At 48.6% G+C, this 19603-nt stretch carries 18 protein-coding genes; 11 read left to right on the top strand and 7 right to left on the bottom strand.

Annotation, left to right across the window (positions count from 1 at the left end; genetic code table 11):
- Positions 1-152 precede the first annotated feature (152 nt).
- From AC4IE7_RS08570 to AC4IE7_RS08545, 6 genes are all read right to left on the bottom strand, one after another.
- The gene (locus AC4IE7_RS08570; protein WP_490776409.1) at positions 153-1874 is read right to left on the bottom strand and encodes a nickel-dependent hydrogenase large subunit; all 1722 of its coding nucleotides are present in this window, start codon (positions 1872-1874) and stop codon (positions 153-155) included.
- A gap of 45 nt (positions 1875-1919) precedes the next feature.
- Positions 1920-3188 (bottom strand): (Fe-S)-binding protein, encoded by a 1269-nt coding sequence (locus tag AC4IE7_RS08565; protein WP_490776408.1) that lies wholly within the window; start codon positions 3186-3188, stop codon positions 1920-1922.
- On the bottom strand, positions 3185-3847 hold the full coding sequence (locus tag AC4IE7_RS08560) for a hypothetical protein (RefSeq protein ID WP_490776407.1): 663 nt from the start codon (positions 3845-3847) through the stop codon (positions 3185-3187). The genes AC4IE7_RS08565 and AC4IE7_RS08560 overlap by 4 nt, the downstream gene beginning before the upstream one ends.
- Complete coding sequence (locus AC4IE7_RS08555; RefSeq protein ID WP_490776406.1) at positions 3844-4950, bottom strand: hydrogenase small subunit; 1107 nt, start codon at positions 4948-4950, stop codon at positions 3844-3846. The genes AC4IE7_RS08560 and AC4IE7_RS08555 overlap by 4 nt, the downstream gene beginning before the upstream one ends.
- A 20-nt stretch (positions 4951-4970) precedes the next feature.
- A complete protein-coding gene (locus AC4IE7_RS08550; protein ID WP_490776405.1) occupies positions 4971-5399 on the bottom strand; it encodes a hydrogenase expression/formation C-terminal domain-containing protein in 429 nt (142 codons plus the stop codon).
- A gap of 258 nt (positions 5400-5657) precedes the next feature.
- On the bottom strand, positions 5658-6137 hold the full coding sequence (locus AC4IE7_RS08545) for a HyaD/HybD family hydrogenase maturation endopeptidase (RefSeq protein WP_490776404.1): 480 nt from the start codon (positions 6135-6137) through the stop codon (positions 5658-5660).
- A 73-nt stretch (positions 6138-6210) separates the two neighbouring features.
- Between AC4IE7_RS08545 and AC4IE7_RS08540 the strand changes: the two genes are divergently transcribed.
- The 11 genes from AC4IE7_RS08540 to AC4IE7_RS08490 all read left to right on the top strand — a co-directional run bounded on the left by AC4IE7_RS08540 (position 6211) and on the right by AC4IE7_RS08490 (position 19237).
- Positions 6211-6453 (top strand): HypC/HybG/HupF family hydrogenase formation chaperone, encoded by a 243-nt coding sequence (locus AC4IE7_RS08540; RefSeq protein ID WP_490776403.1) that lies wholly within the window; start codon positions 6211-6213, stop codon positions 6451-6453.
- Complete coding sequence (locus tag AC4IE7_RS08535) at positions 6446-6799, top strand: hydrogenase maturation nickel metallochaperone HypA/HybF (RefSeq protein ID WP_490776402.1); 354 nt, start codon at positions 6446-6448, stop codon at positions 6797-6799. Before AC4IE7_RS08540 ends, AC4IE7_RS08535 begins: the two co-directional genes overlap by 8 nt.
- Positions 6800-6812: 13 nt before the next feature.
- Positions 6813-7601 (top strand): hydrogenase nickel incorporation protein HypB, encoded by a 789-nt coding sequence (gene hypB, locus AC4IE7_RS08530; RefSeq protein ID WP_490776401.1) that lies wholly within the window; start codon positions 6813-6815, stop codon positions 7599-7601.
- Between the two features lie 11 nt (positions 7602-7612).
- Complete coding sequence (gene hypD, locus AC4IE7_RS08525) at positions 7613-8722, top strand: hydrogenase formation protein HypD (RefSeq protein WP_490776400.1); 1110 nt, start codon at positions 7613-7615, stop codon at positions 8720-8722.
- A gap of 358 nt (positions 8723-9080) precedes the next feature.
- Positions 9081-9263 carry a hypothetical protein gene (locus AC4IE7_RS08520; protein ID WP_490776399.1) on the top strand — a complete coding sequence of 61 codons (183 nt, stop codon included), beginning with the start codon at positions 9081-9083 and terminating at the stop codon, positions 9261-9263.
- A 128-nt stretch (positions 9264-9391) separates the two neighbouring features.
- Entirely contained in the window at positions 9392-10027 is a 636-nt protein-coding gene (locus AC4IE7_RS08515; RefSeq protein ID WP_490776398.1) for a DUF1287 domain-containing protein, read from the top strand.
- A 557-nt stretch (positions 10028-10584) separates the two neighbouring features.
- Positions 10585-11523, top strand: coding sequence for a YiiX/YebB-like N1pC/P60 family cysteine hydrolase (locus tag AC4IE7_RS08510; protein ID WP_490776397.1), 939 nt, complete (start codon positions 10585-10587; stop codon positions 11521-11523).
- Complete coding sequence (locus AC4IE7_RS08505; protein ID WP_490776396.1) at positions 11520-14003, top strand: acyl-CoA dehydrogenase; 2484 nt, start codon at positions 11520-11522, stop codon at positions 14001-14003. The genes AC4IE7_RS08510 and AC4IE7_RS08505 overlap by 4 nt, the downstream gene beginning before the upstream one ends.
- A 40-nt stretch (positions 14004-14043) precedes the next feature.
- Positions 14044-15345 (top strand): acetyl-CoA C-acetyltransferase, encoded by a 1302-nt coding sequence (locus AC4IE7_RS08500; RefSeq protein WP_490776395.1) that lies wholly within the window; start codon positions 14044-14046, stop codon positions 15343-15345.
- Positions 15342-17369: a 3-hydroxyacyl-CoA dehydrogenase NAD-binding domain-containing protein gene (locus AC4IE7_RS08495; RefSeq protein ID WP_490776394.1), complete on the top strand. Its 2028-nt coding sequence runs from the start codon at positions 15342-15344 to the stop codon at positions 17367-17369. The genes AC4IE7_RS08500 and AC4IE7_RS08495 overlap by 4 nt, the downstream gene beginning before the upstream one ends.
- Positions 17369-19237, top strand: coding sequence for an AMP-dependent synthetase/ligase (locus AC4IE7_RS08490; protein WP_490776393.1), 1869 nt, complete (start codon positions 17369-17371; stop codon positions 19235-19237). The genes AC4IE7_RS08495 and AC4IE7_RS08490 overlap by 1 nt, the downstream gene beginning before the upstream one ends.
- 87 nt (positions 19238-19324) lie before the next feature.
- Here AC4IE7_RS08490 and AC4IE7_RS08485 read toward each other — a convergent pair.
- Positions 19325-19603: hypothetical protein (locus tag AC4IE7_RS08485; RefSeq protein WP_490776392.1), on the bottom strand; the 279-nt coding region annotated here is incomplete at its 5' end.

Here is a 19603-nt window from a genome sequence, read left to right as displayed (position 1 = left end):
ACTGGGACTCAATATCATGCTGAAGTTAGGGATACTGTGAGATATTAGTGAGGATGAATAGCGTGATATTACATGACCGGCAGTGCCGCACCCCAGATTACAGAATCTAGTATGTCAGGTGGGGCGATTGCCCCACCTGATGTTGTGTCAGCTCATGTGACCTTTAACTGCAACATCTCCTCTCCATCTTCATCGGAGAGATGCACGGCACAGGCAATACAGGGATCGAAACTATGTATAGTTCTGAGTATCTCAACAGGCTGCTTGGCATCAGCCAACTGGTGATTGTCCTGCAACGCTGCCTCATAGGCGCCAGGTTGACCGTTGGGATCCCGTGGACCAGCATTCCAGGTACTGGGCACCACTGCCTGGTAATTTGCGATCTTACCATTCTCGATTACAATCCAGTGTCCCAATGCCCCTCGTGGGGCCTCCATGAAACCTACACCTCGACACTCACTTGGCCAGGTGGAAGGATCCCATAGGGTCTCATTGAAGGTCTTTGTATCACCCCCCTTGATGTTGGCAATCAGTTGGTCATACCAACCTTGCATGGCATCTGCAAGAATCTTGGTCTCCAATGTCCTGGCCGCTGTACGACCTAAGGTTGAGAAGAGTGCCCGAGTCGGTAGATCCAACTTACTGAGCGTCATACCGACCAACTCTTTAGTTTGCTCATGCCCATTGGCATACATCATCAACACCCGTGCCAATGGACCGACTTCAACCGCCTTACCTTTCCAGCGAGGCGCCTTCAGCCAGGAGTATGACTGATCCACATCCAGATGTTTATAGGGTGGCTCTGGCCCAGTGTAGTTCAGCGTTGTCTCGCCATCGTAAGGATGTAAACCCTGTTCCTTACCACCGCTATAGTCATACCAGGAGTGAGATATATGCTCTTGAATCTCGTCAGCGTTATTCAGATCGAGAGGATGTACGGTTGAGAGATCCCTGTCCAGAATTACGCCACTGGGGAAGAAAAAGCTGTCGGGGTCATCCATCGAAGTACCCGGAAGATCCCCATAGCACATAAAGTTACCTAAGCCTTCTCCCCGCTCACCCCAATCCTTATAGAAACCAGCCACAGCCAGCGTATCAGGAACATAGACCTGGTCGGTGAATTCACGCATCTTGGTGATGACATCCTGCACCTGGGAAAGCTTCTTGGTATTGATAGCTGAATCAGAGTTGAGATCAATCGCTGAAGCAACACCACCTACCAGAAAATTGGGATGTGGGTTCTTGCCACCAAAGATGGTATGTAACTTCACCACATCTCGCTGCCAGCTTAAGGCCTCAAGATAGTGGGCAACCGCCATCAGGTTGGCCTCAGGTGGCAGTTTATAGACTGAATGCCCCCAATAAGCCTTAGCGAAGATACCCAGTTGCCCTGCTTCAACAAAGCCCTTTAGCTTCTTCTTAACATCAGAAAAGTAACCGGGTGAAGCCTTTGGCCAATTGCTCAGGGATTGGGCAAGTGCTGAGGTCTGACCCGGATCAGCCGATAAGGCAGAAACCACATCCACCCAATCCAGGGCATGCAGATGATAAAAATGCATCACATGGTCATGGATATACTGGGCACCAATCATCAGATTGCGAATTAATTGTGCATTTTGCGGAATCTGGTAGTTAAGAGCATCCTCAACCGACCTGACCGAAGCAAGTCCATGCACCAGGGTACAGACACCACAAATTCTCTGTGCAAAAGCCCAAGCATCTCTCGGATCCCTACCCTTAAGTATGATCTCGATACCTCGAACCATGGTGCCTGAAGAATAAGCACTGCTTATCTGATCGCCTTCCATCTGGGCTTCAATGCGCAGATGACCTTCGATTCTGGTGATGGGATCCACGACGATTCTTTCACTCATTTTTTCTCGTCTCCTATCGGTACGAATGGCGCTACTTTTTTAGTGTTACTCTTCATCTTCAACCAGATGCTCAGCAATCATCTCTGTCAATCCGACGACTGGCATCTCCATGCGATACTCTTCCAGCCCTTCTTCGATAATCAACCGACAATTGGCGCAGGCGGTCACCAGGGTCTCTACATTGAGTTCATCCAACTGGGTTTTCTTACGCTTGAAAACTTTGATACGTAACTCTTCGGCTCGCTCGTTGGCACTGACGCCTCCGCCACCACCGCAACACCAGTTCATCTCTCTGTTATCATGCATATCGACAAAGTTACTGGCCACCATATTCAACAGATTGCGTGGCGGCTCCAATACGCCCCCTTTACGCACAATCTGACAAGGATCATGAAAGGTCAAACGTTCATCTTCAGTACCCTTTGTCTTTAAACGACCGCTTGAGCGCAGTTCATCCAGCAGTTCAAGGATGTGTACCACTTTAAAGTTATAGGGCCGACCGATGAGGTTGGGGCCCTCCCAGCGAATTGCAGTATAAGCATGACCGCACTCAGGACTGATGACATAGTTGACTTTCAGCTTTTCTGCGGCAACCACGACTCGGTTCACCAGCTCCCTGGCAATATCAGAAGAGCCGATCTGAATACCTGAATTGGTAGCCTCGTAAGCCACAGAACTAATAGTCCAGGTTACTCCAGCCTGCTTGAAAATGCGTGCAAGCGCCTCGAGATATTCAGGGAAATTCATGATCTCCATGGATGACAAAAGCGCCATGTAATCAACACCCTCTACATCCACGGGTATGGTCAAACCGGTATCGGCTTCGATATGTTTGATCTGTGCAGCCACCGCGGGAAATTTAACCCCCATAGGACTGCCGATCGTAACAGCTCGTTTGCTAGCGCCTTTTATGCCTTCGGGCGCGTAGCCTGCAGCCACAAATCCTTCCCGGGCACGCCGAATCATGTAGCTGATATCATTGCCAACCGGGCAGACCATTGAACAACGCCCGCAGAGTGTGCAGCCGTCATAGATAAGTTCTTCCCACTCCGCTAACAATTCATTTGTCACCGGTTTACTCAGACCCACAAGGGATTTCACTCTGCCCCACAGGGTATACTCTTGCTCCCAAACCCTGCGCAGCGGCTCCAATTTATGGATAGGAGTATATTTTGGATCACCAGTCTCGGTATAGAAGAGACAGGCTTCAGCGCACATTCCACAATTAACACAACTGGAAAAAAACGACGCCACAGGGGCATTAATCTGTTCACGAAAGGCATTCATGCCTCTTTCAAGTGTTGCCTCGCTCATGACTGAACTCCTCTGCGCCCTGCCATAGCGCCGTTATACCAACGGGCAATAATAAAGGTGAAGGCATGCATCAGCTTGGTAAAGGGAAAGAGCACCATCAATATTTCAATACTCAGAATGTGTAGCCCCAAAACCAGCGGATAGGGATCGATCATACGATGGTAGGCCAGATATCCGCTAAGCATTGGAAGAAAGGTAACCAACCAGGTCAGATAATCTTCCGGGCCACTGAGAAAACGCTTCACCGGATGGGTCAGACGACTGAACAACATTGCCACCAGGGTAACGATAGTGACTGCAGCAACAGCATCGACAAGATTACTGGCTATACCTGGCCAACGAATACCAAAAATAGATTCAATGAATTCGATATGGGGCACAAACAAAAACAGAGTAACTAGAAAGCCAATGTGCCAGATATATCCACCAACAACAGTGAATGGGGAACGATTGAATGTACCAGATTCTGGTGCAGTACGAGTCACCAGGGTCAGTAACCCTGCCCCAAGCTCAGCACCTCTGGGTTCAGAATAATCCGGCTTACGACCCAATATCAATACTTCAAGCAGCCGGATTAAAACGCCAACAATAAATATCACCAGAGCTATATCAAACCCTGGCCCTCTAACCCATAAAAGAAAATCAATTGGTGTGCTCATGATTTCTTATCCAAATCGTCGATGGTAACGGTTTCGTGGTTTGCAGCCGCCTTGGACTGAGTGCTTCGATTTATCGCACCGGCAGCTGCCCCCAACGCAACACCTGCACCTACTACATAGCCTGCATTGCGGGAGATATCGCTATCGGGAATGGAGAGTGCATTATAAAATCCACCTGCATCCCAAAAGTCTGGTTCGGAACATCCCAAACATCCATGACCGGACTCTACCGGCCAACTGGTACCCTGATTCCACTTGGTGGTGGCACAGGCGTTATAGGTCATCGGACCTTTGCAACCCAATCTGAACAGACACCAGCCTTTGCGTGCACCTTCGTCATCAAAGGTTTCGGCAAACAATCCCTTGTCATAGAAGGGACGACGATAACATCGGTCATGAATACTTTGGCCATAGAAGACCATTGGGCGTCCTAACTCATCCAACTCTGGTAACGCACCAAAGGTCAGAAAGTGGGCCAGTACGCCGGTAATTACTGTCGGAATGGGTGGACAGCCAGAAACATTTACAACAGGTTTATCTTTAACAATCTCCCCAACTGATACAGCCCCGGTTGGATTGGGATCGGCATGGGGTAGACCACCAAAGGCAGCACAACTTCCAACAGCCACAACTGCTGCAGCCCCGGCAACAGTCTCTTCCAGCATCTGTAGATTACTGATACCGGCTATTGCGGAGTAACCTGGATTCCCTAGCGGAATAGAGCCGTCGACTACAACGATATATTTTCCTTCATTTTCATGCATTGCTGCTTCCCGGGCAGCTTCTGCGGCATCACCTGATGCAACCTGCAGGGTATGGTGATAGTCGAGTGAAATGTGGTCGAAAATGAGATTTTCAACGCTCGGGGAGTGGCTGCGGGTCAGCGATTCTGTGCAGCCTGTACACTCTTGAAAAGAGAGCCAGATAACCGATGGACGTCTGGCTTTTTCCAACGCTTGAGCAATCGCTGGAACCATTGATGGTGGCAATGCCATCAAGGAAGCAGTGGCAGCACAATACTTGAGAAACCCTCGTCGTGAGATGCCCTGTTCACGTAAGCTTTCACCAAGTGTCTTGGTCATTTTTTTTAAGTCATCAGCCATCACAACTCCTACCGCTTAGCTCAAAGTGCGGAATTATCGGTATTTAACTCTTTTTCAAGTTGGCCTATAGCATCAAGAATATCTTCCTGCTGAGAGAGTACGATTTGTGGAATTCGACCAATCTCAACCTGCAAAGCAACGCGCTCCCCTTCAGCATTACGATGATCTATTACCCAAACACCTGAAAAGGCTGTCTCCCAGATCTTGCTCTTACCCAGGGAATCCATGGTCAAACTTATTTCGCCTTCTCCCAGCTTGCTCAACAACAGCTCTTCATCCCCTGGCCCGAATGGTATGGCACGTAGATCTATACACCATGGCTCAGTGTCAGTGGTGAATCGTTGAAGCGCATGAAGAATTTCATGCAAAATGGGGATTGCATTTGAGTGGTTGTTTTGAGTGCCCTCAGAAGGCACTACTTTTACGGCGATGTCCTGGAGTCTTTGCATCAGGTAAGCTCTAAACTTTAGCTTATATACAAGAATATCACTGATTTCTGATAAAGGTGCTGATCTGGATCATCATTGCGTTGGAAGAGTGTTAATATTTTTTGCATATAGGTTCTCTTATTGTTTTTTAATCACATTATGTGGTGATGTTTTTATGAGAAGGATAAAAAGTAAAAAGTAACTAAAGTAGTAAGCTATTGCTGAGTAATTAAACGCTGAGCCAAAGCATTCCGACACCAGTTATTACCACGCTGGCACTCAGGTTTTAAAACCCCACCCCCCCAGTATAGACACTATTTCATCAATGCCCTTATCGATTGTCGGCTCAACAACCTCACTCAAAGTCTCTCCCCAATCAAGCTCTTTGGGTTCTATCCCCACCAGGCAACGGGGATCGGGTAAGGTTTCTGATAGACGGGCAATATCCAACAGATCGCCCAGGCTGACTTCATGAACACTGGATCGGTTACCCATTAGATATTTGTCCATCTGCTCATTGTGAAACACCTTCAAGCTACCCGGAGGCAAGTTCATACGTGCCGCATCCACTACAATCAGGCCTTCAGACTCTGCTATAGGCTCTGCCAGAGTGAAACTGAGGGTGCCACCATCCAGAAAGTTGACACCATCTATTTCGCCAAACCTCTGTTGCATACGGTTTACCAGATGGACACCTATACCCTCATCACTTAAGAGGTTATTTCCAATTCCGAGGATCAATACAGATTGTAATGACATTTTTTTACCTTGAAGGAGCATATGACTCCCTGAGAGAATAAACTAATTGTTTTCTGAAAGTGCAGGTTACACTATGTGTCTCGGCATACCCATGCAGATAAAAGAAATTAATGGCTTTACCGCACGCTGCGAAGCCAAAGGTATAGAAAGGGATGTCAGTCTGTTCATGCTACAACATGAAGAACTGGCTGCGGATGACTTCGTAGTGGTGCATGTCGGTTACGCTATCCAAAAAGTCTCTCCCCAGGAGGCGCAATCTGCCTGGGAGATCTATGACGAAATGTTAGCCAAGATGGATCAACAATCGGATGCATGAGTTGGCAGTCTGTCAATCCATGCTGCGCCAGGTTGAAGAGATAGCATCCCGGGAAGAGGCCGTATCGGTTGAGCGCATCATCATCCAGATTGGACCACTCTCTGGCGTGGTGCCGGATCTACTGAAGCAGGCCTTCACCATTGCCCGTGCAGGGACTAAAGCTGCGAACGCAGAGCTGGTTACTGAAACACAAAAGATTCGAGTCCATTGCCTACAATGTGGATATGAGTCTGATGCCCAGCCCAATCGCCTGATCTGCTCCCAGTGCGGAGACTTTCGAACCCAACTCATCAGTGGCGATGAACTTTTGCTGTCCAGTGTTGAACTCATCAAGAGAGAATATTAGGAGTACCATCAAAATGTGTGACACCTGCGGATGTAATATCACTCACGGCAACCGGCATCTCATTGAAGAGGGAGGCAAGCATGCCCATACACACGGTGACCATGTCGCAATCGAGGTTTTAGAGAACCTGTTAAGTGAGAATGACCACCAGGCAGCGCACAACAGAGAACACTTCAATCAACATGGGGTTTTGACCATCAATCTTATGTCTTCCCCTGGCAGTGGTAAGACCCGCCTGTTGGAACGCACCATCGATAAGCTCAAACAGCGCTACCGGATCGGTGTCATCGAGGGAGATCTCGAAACTGAAAATGATGCAGAACGTATCCGTCGAAAAGGCGTTCAGGCGGTACAGATCACTACCGGAACTGCCTGTCATCTCGATGCACATATGATTCATCAGGTGTTGCACCAGACCCAGCTTGAAGCGCTGGATATATTGTTTATCGAGAATGTTGGTAATCTTGTCTGCCCTGCCAGCTTTGACCTTGGGCAGCATCTCAATGTCACCTTGTTGTCGGTAACCGAAGGGGATGACAAGCCAGCCAAGTACCCGGTGATTTTCCGTGTTGCAGATCATGTGCTGATCACAAAGTCTGACCTGCTACCTCTACTGGACGACTTTAATCCAGACAGGGCAACTCAGGCACTGCAACAACTCGCCTACAGCAACCCAATCACCCTAGTCTCAGCAAAATCAGATCAGGGTCTCGACAGCTGGCTCAGTTGGCTGGAGGAAAAGATCAAATTGCAGCGGGCAACACCAGAACCTGAATCGCTTCAAACGGCACCTATCGGGTAGACAAAAGCACCATGTCCCTCTCAGCTAAAACCTGGTTGTCAGAGCTGCACAAACTCCCCCTCAAGGGACGATTCAGGATCATGAATGTATGTGGCGGTCATGAACGGTCGATCACACAGGCGGGACTGCGTGGCGCCCTACCCTCACAGATTGAGCTCATTCCAGGACCAGGCTGTCCGGTATGCGTCTGCCCCGAAGAGGATATCTATCAGGCGATACAACTGGCACTGAATGAAAAGGTCACTCTCCTTGCATTCGGAGATATGTTGCGGGTACCTGTGAATGTTCCCAAGCAGGAGCCACGATCATTGGATCAGGCTCATGCTGCTGGCGCTGATATCCGTCCAATTGCCTCTCCCATAGAAGCACTGAAGCTCGCCCTCTCTGATCCAGCTGGTGACTATGTATTCTTCGCCGCAGGATTCGAGACCACCACAGCGCCTGTTGCCTCTCTGCTGGTGCAGGGAATTCCTGAAAACCTCAGCATACTTTTATCAGGTCGCCTGACCTGGCCAGCCGTATCCATGCTACTCGATTCCGATACTCCAGGATTCGATGCATTGGTGGCACCTGGGCATGTCGCTACCGTCATGGGCCCTGAAGAGTGGACATTTGTCGTCGATAAACACCAACTCCCCGCAGCCATCGCCGGATTCACAAGTGAAAGCCTACTTGCCGCCACCTACTCAGTATGCCGCCAACATCTGGATGGAAAACGTTTCCTGGATAACTGCTATCCGGAGTTGGTTAGGCCTGGTGGTAATCCAAGTGCAATAAAACATCTAAATACCGCTCTGGATGTTGTGGATGCAACCTGGCGGGGTATTGGAACTATTCCCAAATCAGGCTTCGCCCTGCATCAGAACTACTCCAACTGGGATGCAAAAATCCGCTACCCGGAATATGATAAACCTGAACGGAAACGAGCTGGGGAAATGCCCCCAGGTTGTGACTGCGCCAAGGTAGTGCTGGGAAAAAAATATCCCAATCAATGCCGACTCTATGGAGAGGCCTGCACCCCGAGAAACCCGATTGGCCCCTGTATGGTCTCTGATGAAGGGGCTTGCCGTATTTGGTGGAGCAGTGGGCTCAGAACACAGGATCGAAGTCTGGTTGATTGAATTTCTCTGAAGTTAATCTGGATAAATAAACTTCATCAGCTCATTTCTGATATAGATATCAATCTGTCTAATTTTGGACAACCCAGATCAACATCAACAATAATTTTTTTGGGCTAAGTCGACAAACCATCGAAGTTGCCCGAACAGGACTAACTGTCAAATTGGATCAAGCGTTATCATGCTCCAGATGACAACCTGACTGATAAAAAACTGCTAATCCAATCCCTCACCCGCCGACTGTTTAACCACATGGAGCATGGTATCAATATCCCGGGCCGTCTGTTAGACAAGGTTAGGACGGATTACGAGAATGAAACCAATCCCGGTAAGAAACGGGTAAGAGGTGCGATGTTAGCAGGTGCATTGTTCAATCGAGCTGCAGATATCTTCAAGGAAGATGCATGCTTCAGGTCGCGCCCTACGAGGCTTTACGACCCGTTCAGACTCTGCGTTGCGTTTTTCGACAGGCAATGAGCATGGCTTCAAAGCACGCCTTGATTCTGAACGGGTCGTAAAGCCAGAGGGCACAAGCAGTTATTAGAGATGCCCTTAACTTGACCGTAGTGTTTTTAAATTCCTTATTACAACTGTTCGTTCAATAAGGTAAGTAAATTACATACTACAATCTACTTAAGGGTACTGATTCTTGAAGTGTTGAACCAATTCATTATGTCGATCAATCAAATCTCTTTTACATCTTACATCTGCATCCTGTCACTACTAGCATTCAGTAACACTGTTTTATCAGATGATTTTCAGTCTGCCCTGGTATCTGCCGCCATGGAGCGAACACAACACAGTGTACGTTATGACGGATCTTACTATTCGATCGATTATCCTGGTGGGGATGTACCACCCCATATCGGAGTCTGTACCGATGTTGTTATTCGTAGCTACAGGTCGTTGGGCACTGATTTACAGCGATTGGTACATGAGGATATTTCAACTCATTTTAGTGAATACCCATCACGTCGGATTTGGGGTTTGAATCGGCCTGATCCCAATATTGATCATCGTCGGGTGCCAATTCTTCAGACCTTCTTTTCTCGCAAGGGTGTTTCTTTGCCCGTTACTGATCGTATTGATGATTATATAGCTGGTGATCTGGTTACCTGGATGTTACCCGGCAATCTGCCTCATATTGGTATTGTCAGCGATAAGATAGATGCAAATAGTGGCGTACCTCTTATTGTTCATAACATTGGCTCCGGGCCTGTTGTTGAGGATGTATTGTTTGATTTTATTGTTACTGGGCATTATCGCTATGTGCCAGCAGGGTATTCAGGGACGGGTTCTGCGGAGTGATAGCAGTTTCAAACATGTGGAATCACCTCATACACCGGCTGTCTTGACTACTGATGACGGAACAACAAGCCCTTCATTGAGGTGACACTCGATGTAACAGCTATCCAACAACCCGCATACTTTACATTACAAACATTTTTGACATCGAAATCAGTAATATGGCCACCTTGTGGATACCACTGATTTGGTTTGAATTACTACCCTACTCTATATTGTTTCAGCTATTTTTTGTTTATTTTTGGGATTACTAAACAAGTGTTCAACTAAAAAAACGTAGACTATTGAATTGGCAAAGAAAAGAGAAAATAGAACCCGTCACTTCCCGCTTCAACTGGTGACCGATCACAGCTCTGCCATTGTAGAAAACTTATATAATGCCAGAGAGTTGGTAGATGAGAATCGTCTTCCCTTGATCTGATCACAAGATGAAAATAAGCACCTGATTCAGACTCGTTGAACCCTCAATTGAAACTCACTTCGCCCGATTAGGTCTATACTCATATCAATACTGACTGTTTTACTAGGTTTTGAACATGCGTAAAATCGGGCAGAGCATTATGCAATGGATAGCAGACTGGCTGACCAAAGAGGGTCCGCCGTCCTCTTCCCCTTTGTGTGATTTCAATCGACTTATCTATGAACTTCGACCAGGCGATGTGTTACTGGTAGAGGGCCGCAGTCGTGTCAGTAATGTCATCAAAACAATAACTCAGAGCACCTGGACCCACTCAGCCCTCTATATTGGTCGTATCTATGACATTCGTGATCCCCAGCAGCAGCAAAAGGTCAGGATGGCCTACAAAGGTGACCTGAGCGAACAGTTGATGGTCGAGGCCTTGCTGGGTGAAGGCACTATCATCGCCCCCGTCTCAAAGTACCGCAAAGACCATTTGCGTATCTGCCGCCCTGCAGGTCTGGAGCCGGAAGATGCACATACTGTTGTCGCCCATGCTATTCAGCATATCGGTATCGACTATGATGTTCGCCATCTACTCGATCTAGCACGCTTTTTCTTTCCCTGGACATTTCTACCGAGACGCTGGCGTTCCAGTCTGTTTGAACACAATGCTGGCATGCCGACCAGAACGGTCTGCTCATCGCTGTTGGCCTCAGCGTTTAACAGTGTCAATTTTCCAATACTTCCGTTCATAGACCGGGACGATGACGGTAGCCTGCGTTTTTTTAAACGTAACCCAAGGCTTTTTACACCCAAGGATTTTGATTACTCACCCTACTTCGACATCATCAAATACCCCTTTTTAGGTCTTAATGATCTTGGAGTTTATCGACGTCTTCCCTGGTGCGAAGAAGATATTCTTTATAACGATGATGAACGCGCCTTTGTTGCCGCGACGCGTGGCGAAACGGCGAGTTGCGTTGATGACCGTACCATCTTCTCTTTCAGAGCCAACAAAAAAGCAAAGCAGACAACCAAGCCTGCTGAAGACAACACGCCCTCAGATCTCAATACCACCGCAAGGGAGGCAGACCAATGACACTACTTGGACTCATTTTGTTGCTTATGACCTTCTGGGGACTTGCCTATGGATCTGCAAGGGCAATTGTTTGGATCATCACACCCCCTGTGTTACTGGTCAGCCTGTTAATGGCAAATCTTATTTCTCTGAGCGGATGCCTGGTTATCGGCCTGCCCTACGCCGTTGCCCTGTTTTTCCATCTGATGCCTGAACAGCGTCGGCAGTGGATCAGTCAGCCTTTATTGAAAGCATTCCGAAGTGTAATGCCCTCTATGTCGACAACAGAAAAGGAGGCACTAAACGCCGGCAATGTCTGGTGGGATGGTGAACTCTTTTCCGGTCAACCCAATTGGCAGGAACTGCTGCATCAACCCGCCTGCACGCTAACCGAACGCGAGCAGGCCTTCCTCGATGGGCCGGTAAATGAGTTGTGCAACAAGCTTGATGATTGGCAGATAACCCATGAAGATAAAGACTTATCTCCAGAGGTTTGGGAATACATAAAGAGTTCAGGCATGTTCGGCATGATTATTCCTGAATCCTATGGTGGTTTGGGATTCTCCGCTTATGCGCATTCCCAGGTGGTGATGAAAATCGCCAGCCGCAGTATTACCGCGGCAGTTACCGTAATGGTTCCAAACTCTCTTGGTCCAGCCAAACTGTTGATGGTTTACGGTACCCAGGAACAGAAAGACCGTTATCTCAGAAGTCTCGCCAAAGGCGAAGAGATCCCCTGCTTCGCACTCACCAGCCCAAAAGCCGGTAGTGATGCAGGCGCCATACCGGACAGTGGTGTGGTCTCCTATGGCAAGTATCAGGGAAAGGAGGTACTTGGCATTCGCCTGAATTTCGAGAAGCGCTATATTACTCTGGCACCTGTTGCTACTCTGATTGGTCTTGCATTCAAGTTGGAGGATCCAGAGCGACTGCTCAGTGATGATCCCTTGCCAGGGATAACCGTGGCATTGATTCCCAGGGATACTGCAGGAATAGAGGTAGGTAAGCGGCATATGCCCCTAGATATCCCTTTTCAGAACGGACCGATCTACGGACGGGATGTTTTCATTCCTATCGACTGCTTGATTGGTGGCGTTGAGGGTGCAGGTCGGGGTTGGCAGATGCTGGTTGAATGTCTCTCTGAAGGTCGAAGCATCTCACTACCAGCCCTATCCACCGGAGCAGGTAAACACGCCAGCCGTTATACCGGTGCTTATGCTGCAGTACGTAGCCAATTTAATCAACCGATAGGTCATTTTGAAGGTGTGGAAGAGGCCTTGGCCAGAATCGGTGGTCTAACCTATGAGATGGATGCTGCGCGTAAACTAACCCTAACTGCCCTGGATAGCGGCGAAACCCCATCCGTCATCTCCGCCATCGTCAAATACCATTTGACTGAACGTTATCGCCAGGTGATCAATGATGCCATGGATATCCAGGGTGGCAGCGGTATCTGTCTTGGACCGGACAATCTTTTAGGCAAGGCCTATCAGGCAATCCCCATAGGTATTACGGTTGAAGGCGCCAACATACTCACCCGCAGCATGATCATATTTGGACAGGGTGCGATACGAGCACATCCATTTGTGCTCAAGGAGTTCGAAGCCGCAGAAAATCCGGATCGCAATGTTGGCCTGGTTCAGTTTGATAGTGCGCTATTCAGTCATGTTGGATTTGTGGTGACCAATTTCGCACGTACCCTTTGGCTCGGCATTACCCATGGTCGAATTTCTGAAAGCCCAAAAAGTGGCCCCTCACGTCGCTACTTCCAGCGTCTCAACTGGATGTCATCTGCTTTTGCGTTGACTACAGATATTGCACTGATGACATTGGGTGGTTCTTTAAAACGCAAGGAGCGTCTATCTGCAAGGTTGGGAGATATACTCAGCAATCTATACATCGCTAGCGCCTGTCTGAAACGTTATGTAGAAGAGGGAGAAAAACCTGAAGACCTACCACTGATGCAGTGGGCCCTGGATGATTCACTCTACCGTATACAACATGCATTGAGAGGTCTGCTGCGTAATATGCCTGCAAGGCCACTGGCCTGGCTGTTACGAGTAGTGATCTTTCCAACCGGGTTGCCATTTCATAAGCCTACAGACCATTTGGATCATCAGGTCGCACGTAGTCTGTTGAAGCCTGGGGAAGTACGCGATCGTCTGACTCAAGGCATATTTACTACTGATGATCCGAATCAGCGAGTCGCTCAACTTGAAAAAGCTTTAATCGCAGTCACTGCCACAATCCCACATGAGAAGACCTTGAAGCGTGCAAAAAGGGCTGGACAACTACACGGCCATAAGATGCCCGACCTGATCAATGAAGCCATCAAATTGGGTATATTGAGTGAAACCGATAGAGCCGCATTGGAAGAGGCTGATCGTCTGCGTAACCAGGTTATAGAGGTAAATGCCTTCGACCATTTGACGCCTTCTGGAACTGAAAAAACCAAGCAGAGCGCCCGTATCTCAACAATAAATAAGTTGGGTGCCGCTTAACCCGGGAACCAAAGATCTATGCAGGAGTGAGGAACCACTTATGTACAAGAATAAAAATGTCAAAAGTAAAGTCTATGTAGTTGATGGAAGTCGTACACCTTTTATCAAAGCGAGAGGCAAGCCAGGCCAATTTCTGGCCTCTGATTTAGCCGTCTCAGCAGGACGGCCTCTACTCACCAGACAACCCTTCCCAGCTGAAGCCTTGGATGAGGTGATTGTAGGCTGCATTGCACCAGGTCCCGACGAGGCCAATATAGCGCGCATTATTGCCCTTCGGCTCGGTTGTGGTGACAAAGTCCCCGCCTGGACCGTGCAGCGCAACTGTGCCTCAGGACTCCAGGCGATTGACAGTGCAGCACTTGATATCTCCACAGGGCGAGCCAATTTAGTTTTGGCTGGTGGCACTGAATCGATGAGTCATCACCCCGTACTACTCAACCAGACAATGGTTGCCTGGCTGGCAGACTGGAACAGAGCTAAGAGCTTTACTGCTAAAAGCAGACAACTTGCTGCACTACGCCCACAACATCTGCAACTGGTGATTGCACTGCTAAGAGGTCTCACCGACCCCCTGGTGGGGCTTACCATGGGTCAAACCGCTGAAAAGCTGGCGTGGCGATTTAATATCGACCGCCAGACTATGGATGAGTTCGCGGTACGCAGTCATCAGCGACTGGCAGAAGCTATTGATGCAGATCGTTTGAATGAGATCGAACCCCTCTACACAAATGACGGTGAGTTATTTGAATACGATGACGGATTGAGACGGGACAGCACAGTGGATAAGCTGGCCAAACTAAAACCGGCCTTTGATCGCCCGGTGGGCAAGGTCACAGCCGGCAACAGCGCGCAGATTACTGATGGTGCAGCCATGTTACTGCTGGCATCTGAAAATGCTATTGAACAGTATGATCTTCCCATCCTCGGTCAAGTGATCGATTGCCAATGGTCAGCGCTCGATCCCTCACAGATGGGGTTGGGCCCTGTACATGCCATGGGTGAGCTACTCACAAGACAACAGATGGATGCCAGTGCAGTAGATTATTGGGAAATCAACGAAGCCTTTGCTACACAGGTAATTGCCTGTCAAACCGCATGGCAGGACGCTGACTACATGCAGAAGGAGCTCGGTCTCGAGGCCCCCCTTTCACCAATTCCTGATGACCGACTGAACGTTGATGGCGGTGCAATCAGTATTGGTCACCCTGTAGGTGCAAGCGGAGCACGACTGGTACTTCATCTGCTCAAAACACTTCAACAACGTGAAGCAACACGGGGAGTGGCAACTCTTTGTATCGGAGGCGGCCAGGGCGGCGCCATGTTATTGGAGGCGGTGAAATGAACAAGCACTGGAAAATCGAAACAGACTCGCAAGGAATCAGCTGGCTTCATTTCAACCATGCCGACAGCCCGGTCAACATCCTCTCCCAAGAGGCATTTGCCGAACTTGGGGAACAGCTTGATGAACTTGAGGCAAAGACACCGAATGGACTTATCTTTATCTCTGACAAACCCAGTGGATTTATTGCCGGTGCTGACGTCAACAGCTTCCGCAGCGGCATGCATCAAAGAGAAGCCGAGGCCCATATAGAGCAGGTTCATGCGCTCTTTGAACGAATTGAAAATCTGAATTTCCCGACTCTGGCACTGATTCATGGATTCTGTCTGGGTGGCGGATTGGAGCTGGCACTCAGCTGCAATATTCGTATCGCGCAAGATGATGACTCAACCCGACTTGCCTTTCCGGAAGTCAGGCTGGGTATCTTTCCCGGTTATGGTGGCACTGTACGGGCCATCCATCGGATCGGCGCCCTGCCCGCTATGCAGCTGATGTTGAGCGGTCGTAGCATCAGTGCCCGCCAGGCAAAAAAGATGGGGATGGTGGATCAGATCGCCCCACAAAGACAGATCAGGGCGTTAGCTCTGGATATGATTCAACGAAATGCGAAATCAAATCGACCCAATCTTTTAAACCGCTTGGCCAACACCCTCCCAGGGCGCCTGATCATTGCACCCTACCTGAAACATGAAACTGCCAAACATGCCAAGCCCAACCACTATCCCGCTCCCTTTACATTAATTGACCACTGGAAGCAGCATGGCGGAGACCCTGGGGCTATGTATCGCAGTGAAGCCCGAGAAGTAAGCCGTCTGCTGGTTGGGGATACTGCTCAAAACCTGATCCGGGTCTTCTTTCTACAGGAACGACTAAAATCCCTTGGCAGTAAAAATGACTTTATGCCCAAACATGTACATGTTGTTGGTGGAGGCATTATGGGGGGCGACATTGCAGCTTGGTGTGCACTGAAAGGTCTACAAGTCACCCTACAGGATCGGGAGGCAAAGTTTCTGACCCGAGCCATTGAACGAGCTCATAAACTATTCAGCCGCAAACTGCGCAAACCTCGACTGGTCAGAGCTGCAATGGATAGATTGATTCCCGATCCAAAAGGTCATGGTGTCGCCCAAGCGGATGTTGCCATTGAAGCCATCTTCGAAGATATCGAAGCAAAACAGCGACTGTTCCTTGAGCTTGAGTCGCAAATGCGTCCAGATGCCCTGCTTGCCTCGAATACTTCAAGCATCCCCCTGGAAACCATCAGCGAGGCACTAGACAACCCAAGTCGATTGATTGGTCTGCACTTCTTTAACCCTGTTGCTAAGATGCAGCTGGTTGAAGTGGTTCATGGAAAAGATACCGATCAGGATCTGATTCATAAGGGTGCCGCTTTCGTTCGACGCATTGATCGTCTGCCACTTCCAGTAAAAAGCAGCCCAGGCTTTTTGGTCAATCGTATCCTCATGCCCTACCTGTTGGAAGCGATGAAGATGATTGATGAAGGTATACCTGCCCCTGCAATCGACCAGGCAGCGGTGGATTTCGGTATGCCTATGGGACCAGTGGAGCTGGCAGATGCGGTTGGGCTGGATATCTGTCTGGCTGTCGCTGACAAATTAGCCCCGCTGTTCGATCTGGAGATTCCAGAAAAGCTCAAGCAACAAGTCGAACAGCAGCAACTCGGTAAAAAAAGTGGCCGAGGCTTCTATGCCTATGAGAAAGGTCGAATTCGTAAAGAAAAAATTGAGAGTGGATTTACCCCACCGGAAGACATCACTGACCGGATGATATTCCGTCTACTCAATGAGTCGGTTGCCTGCTTGCGAGAAGGTGTAATTGAGGATGAGGATCTGTTGGATGCCGGTGTGATATTCGGAACCGGATTCGCCCCATTTCGTGGTGGCCCGATGCACACCATACACACTGGCGGACTGGACAGTCAGCGCCATCAACTTGAGATATTAGAAAAACGTCACGGTAATCAGTTTCATCCTGATGACGGATGGGCTAACTTAAGGGGTGTGTAATGTTATTTTTTGAAAACACACATCACAATAAAGAAAAAGGGTCTCAGGAAGAGAGTGAACTGAATAACAACGATAACTTCGGCATGAATAAATTAAACACTGACTATATTAACCTCGATCAAGCTGACACACTGGCAGGCGTATTTCAGGAGCGAGTCAGACGATCACCTGACGATATTGCCTATATTCAATACGATAGAGCCAGCGAGCAGTGGCAAGAGAGCAGCTGGCGTGAAATGGCGCTCAAGGTAGCCCAGTGGCAGGCAGCTTTTCGCAACGAAGATCTCAAACCGGGAGATCGTGTTGCGGTGATGATGAAAAACAGCAAGGAGTGGGTAACCTTCGATATCGCTGCATCAGGTCTCGGCCTTGTCACGGTGCCCCTCTATACCAACGACCGGGCGGAAAATATTGGTTATATATTGCAGGATGCAGGTGTACGACTGCTGCTGCTCGAGACTGATCAGCAGTGGCGTGATCTACAGCAGATCCGTAATCAACTTGCCGGTCTTAATCGCATTGTGACGATGGAGAAGGTTGACCCCCTCGGTCTGCAACCACGTTTGGTACACATTGATGAGTGGCTATCAGATTTGAATGACGCAGAGTTGCAGGTATTAAATGTACCAAGCGAGGAGCTTGCAACGATTGTCTATACCTCTGGTACCACCGGTCGATCCAAAGGGGTTATGCTCAGCCACAGGAATATTCTGTGGGACATAGAGAGTGGCGTCAAAATCATCGACATATTCCCGGATGATACCTTTCTCTCTTTTCTGCCCCTGTCACATACCCTTGAACGCACAGTTGGCTATTACCTGGCGATGGTCTCTGGGGCCAAAACAGCATACGCTCGTTCCATCCCAGAATTGGGCGAAGACCTACAAATCATCAAGCCGACAATTATTGTCTCTGTACCCAGAATCTTCGAGCGAGTCTATACAAAGATACAGGACAAGTTGGCTTCCGACTCTGCAATAGCCAACAAACTCTTCAATCTTGCTGTAGATACTGGCTGGAAAAAGTTTGAATCTGAACAGGGTCGACAGGCCTGGTCTTCAAGTCAGCTTCTCTGGCCTCTGTTGAATAAACTTGTCGCCAGCAAGATACAGCAGAAACTGGGGGGAAGGCTGCGGATTGCCGTATCCGGTGGCGCACCTCTATCTGCAGAGATTGCCCGGGTATTCATTGGTCTTGGGGTACCAATTCTTCAGGGATATGGATTAACTGAAACCAGTCCGATCATCGCTGCAAATACGCATGAAAACAATATTCCATCGAGTGTTGGCATCCCCTTCCCAGGTGTAGAGATCAAGATCAATGAGCGTGAGGAGCTGTTATGTAGAGCACCCAATGTGATGCTGGGATACTGGAATAATAGAACAGCCACTGCAGAAACAATTGATGAAGAGGGGTGGTACCATACCGGTGACAAAGCCAAGATAGAATCCAACCACATCTTCATCACCGGCCGACTTAAAGAGATCATTGTTCTGGCAAATGGTGAAAAAGTACCCCCTGCAGATATGGAGATGTGCATCAGCATGGATACGTTATTTGAGCAGGTGCTGATCATAGGCGAAGGAAAACCCTATCTGAGTGCACTTATCTACCTCGATCCTGAACATGAGAATGCCCAGGGTTATGAAGCCAACAGCCTGAGTGAACAGCAAGAGCAGGTGTTACTCGATAGAATCAACAGTCATCTGGATAACTTTCCAGGGTATGCAAAGATAGTACGTGTGACCTTGACAAACGATCCCTGGACAGTAGAAAACGGATTGATGACACCCACCTTAAAACTACGCAGAAGTAAAATACTCACCACACATGAGGAGCAACTCAAAGCTCTATATAAAGGCCACTGAGATCTGCATCGAAAAATTGTAGGGTGAGAATTCTCCAATAATCCCAGATAGTTTGTTCGTTACCAGCAGCGTCTATACACCGACTCGTCAGGTGGTTTTTGTTTTAGTTGGGCATGGTGCGGCAGGGCCGCACCCTACATTGGATTGATGGTTCATACATTGAAACTGCACTGAAGTAGAATACTCACCACTCATGAGAAGCAACTCAAAGCGTTCACTGTGACCTGTATCGGAATATTTGTAGGGTGCGGCCCTGCCGCACCATGCCCCACTGAAACGAAAACCACTTAATGAACCGGTGCTACCGACTTCAGATTCTGTGGAAGGTAACCAGGGTTCCTGAGCAATTCTTACCATCATCATCGA

The sequence above is a fragment of the Candidatus Thiodiazotropha sp. AKAK3 genome (genome assembly GCF_058244645.1).
The sequence above is the reverse complement of the archived record's forward strand: the minus strand, read 5'-3'. Positions and strand labels throughout refer to the sequence as shown.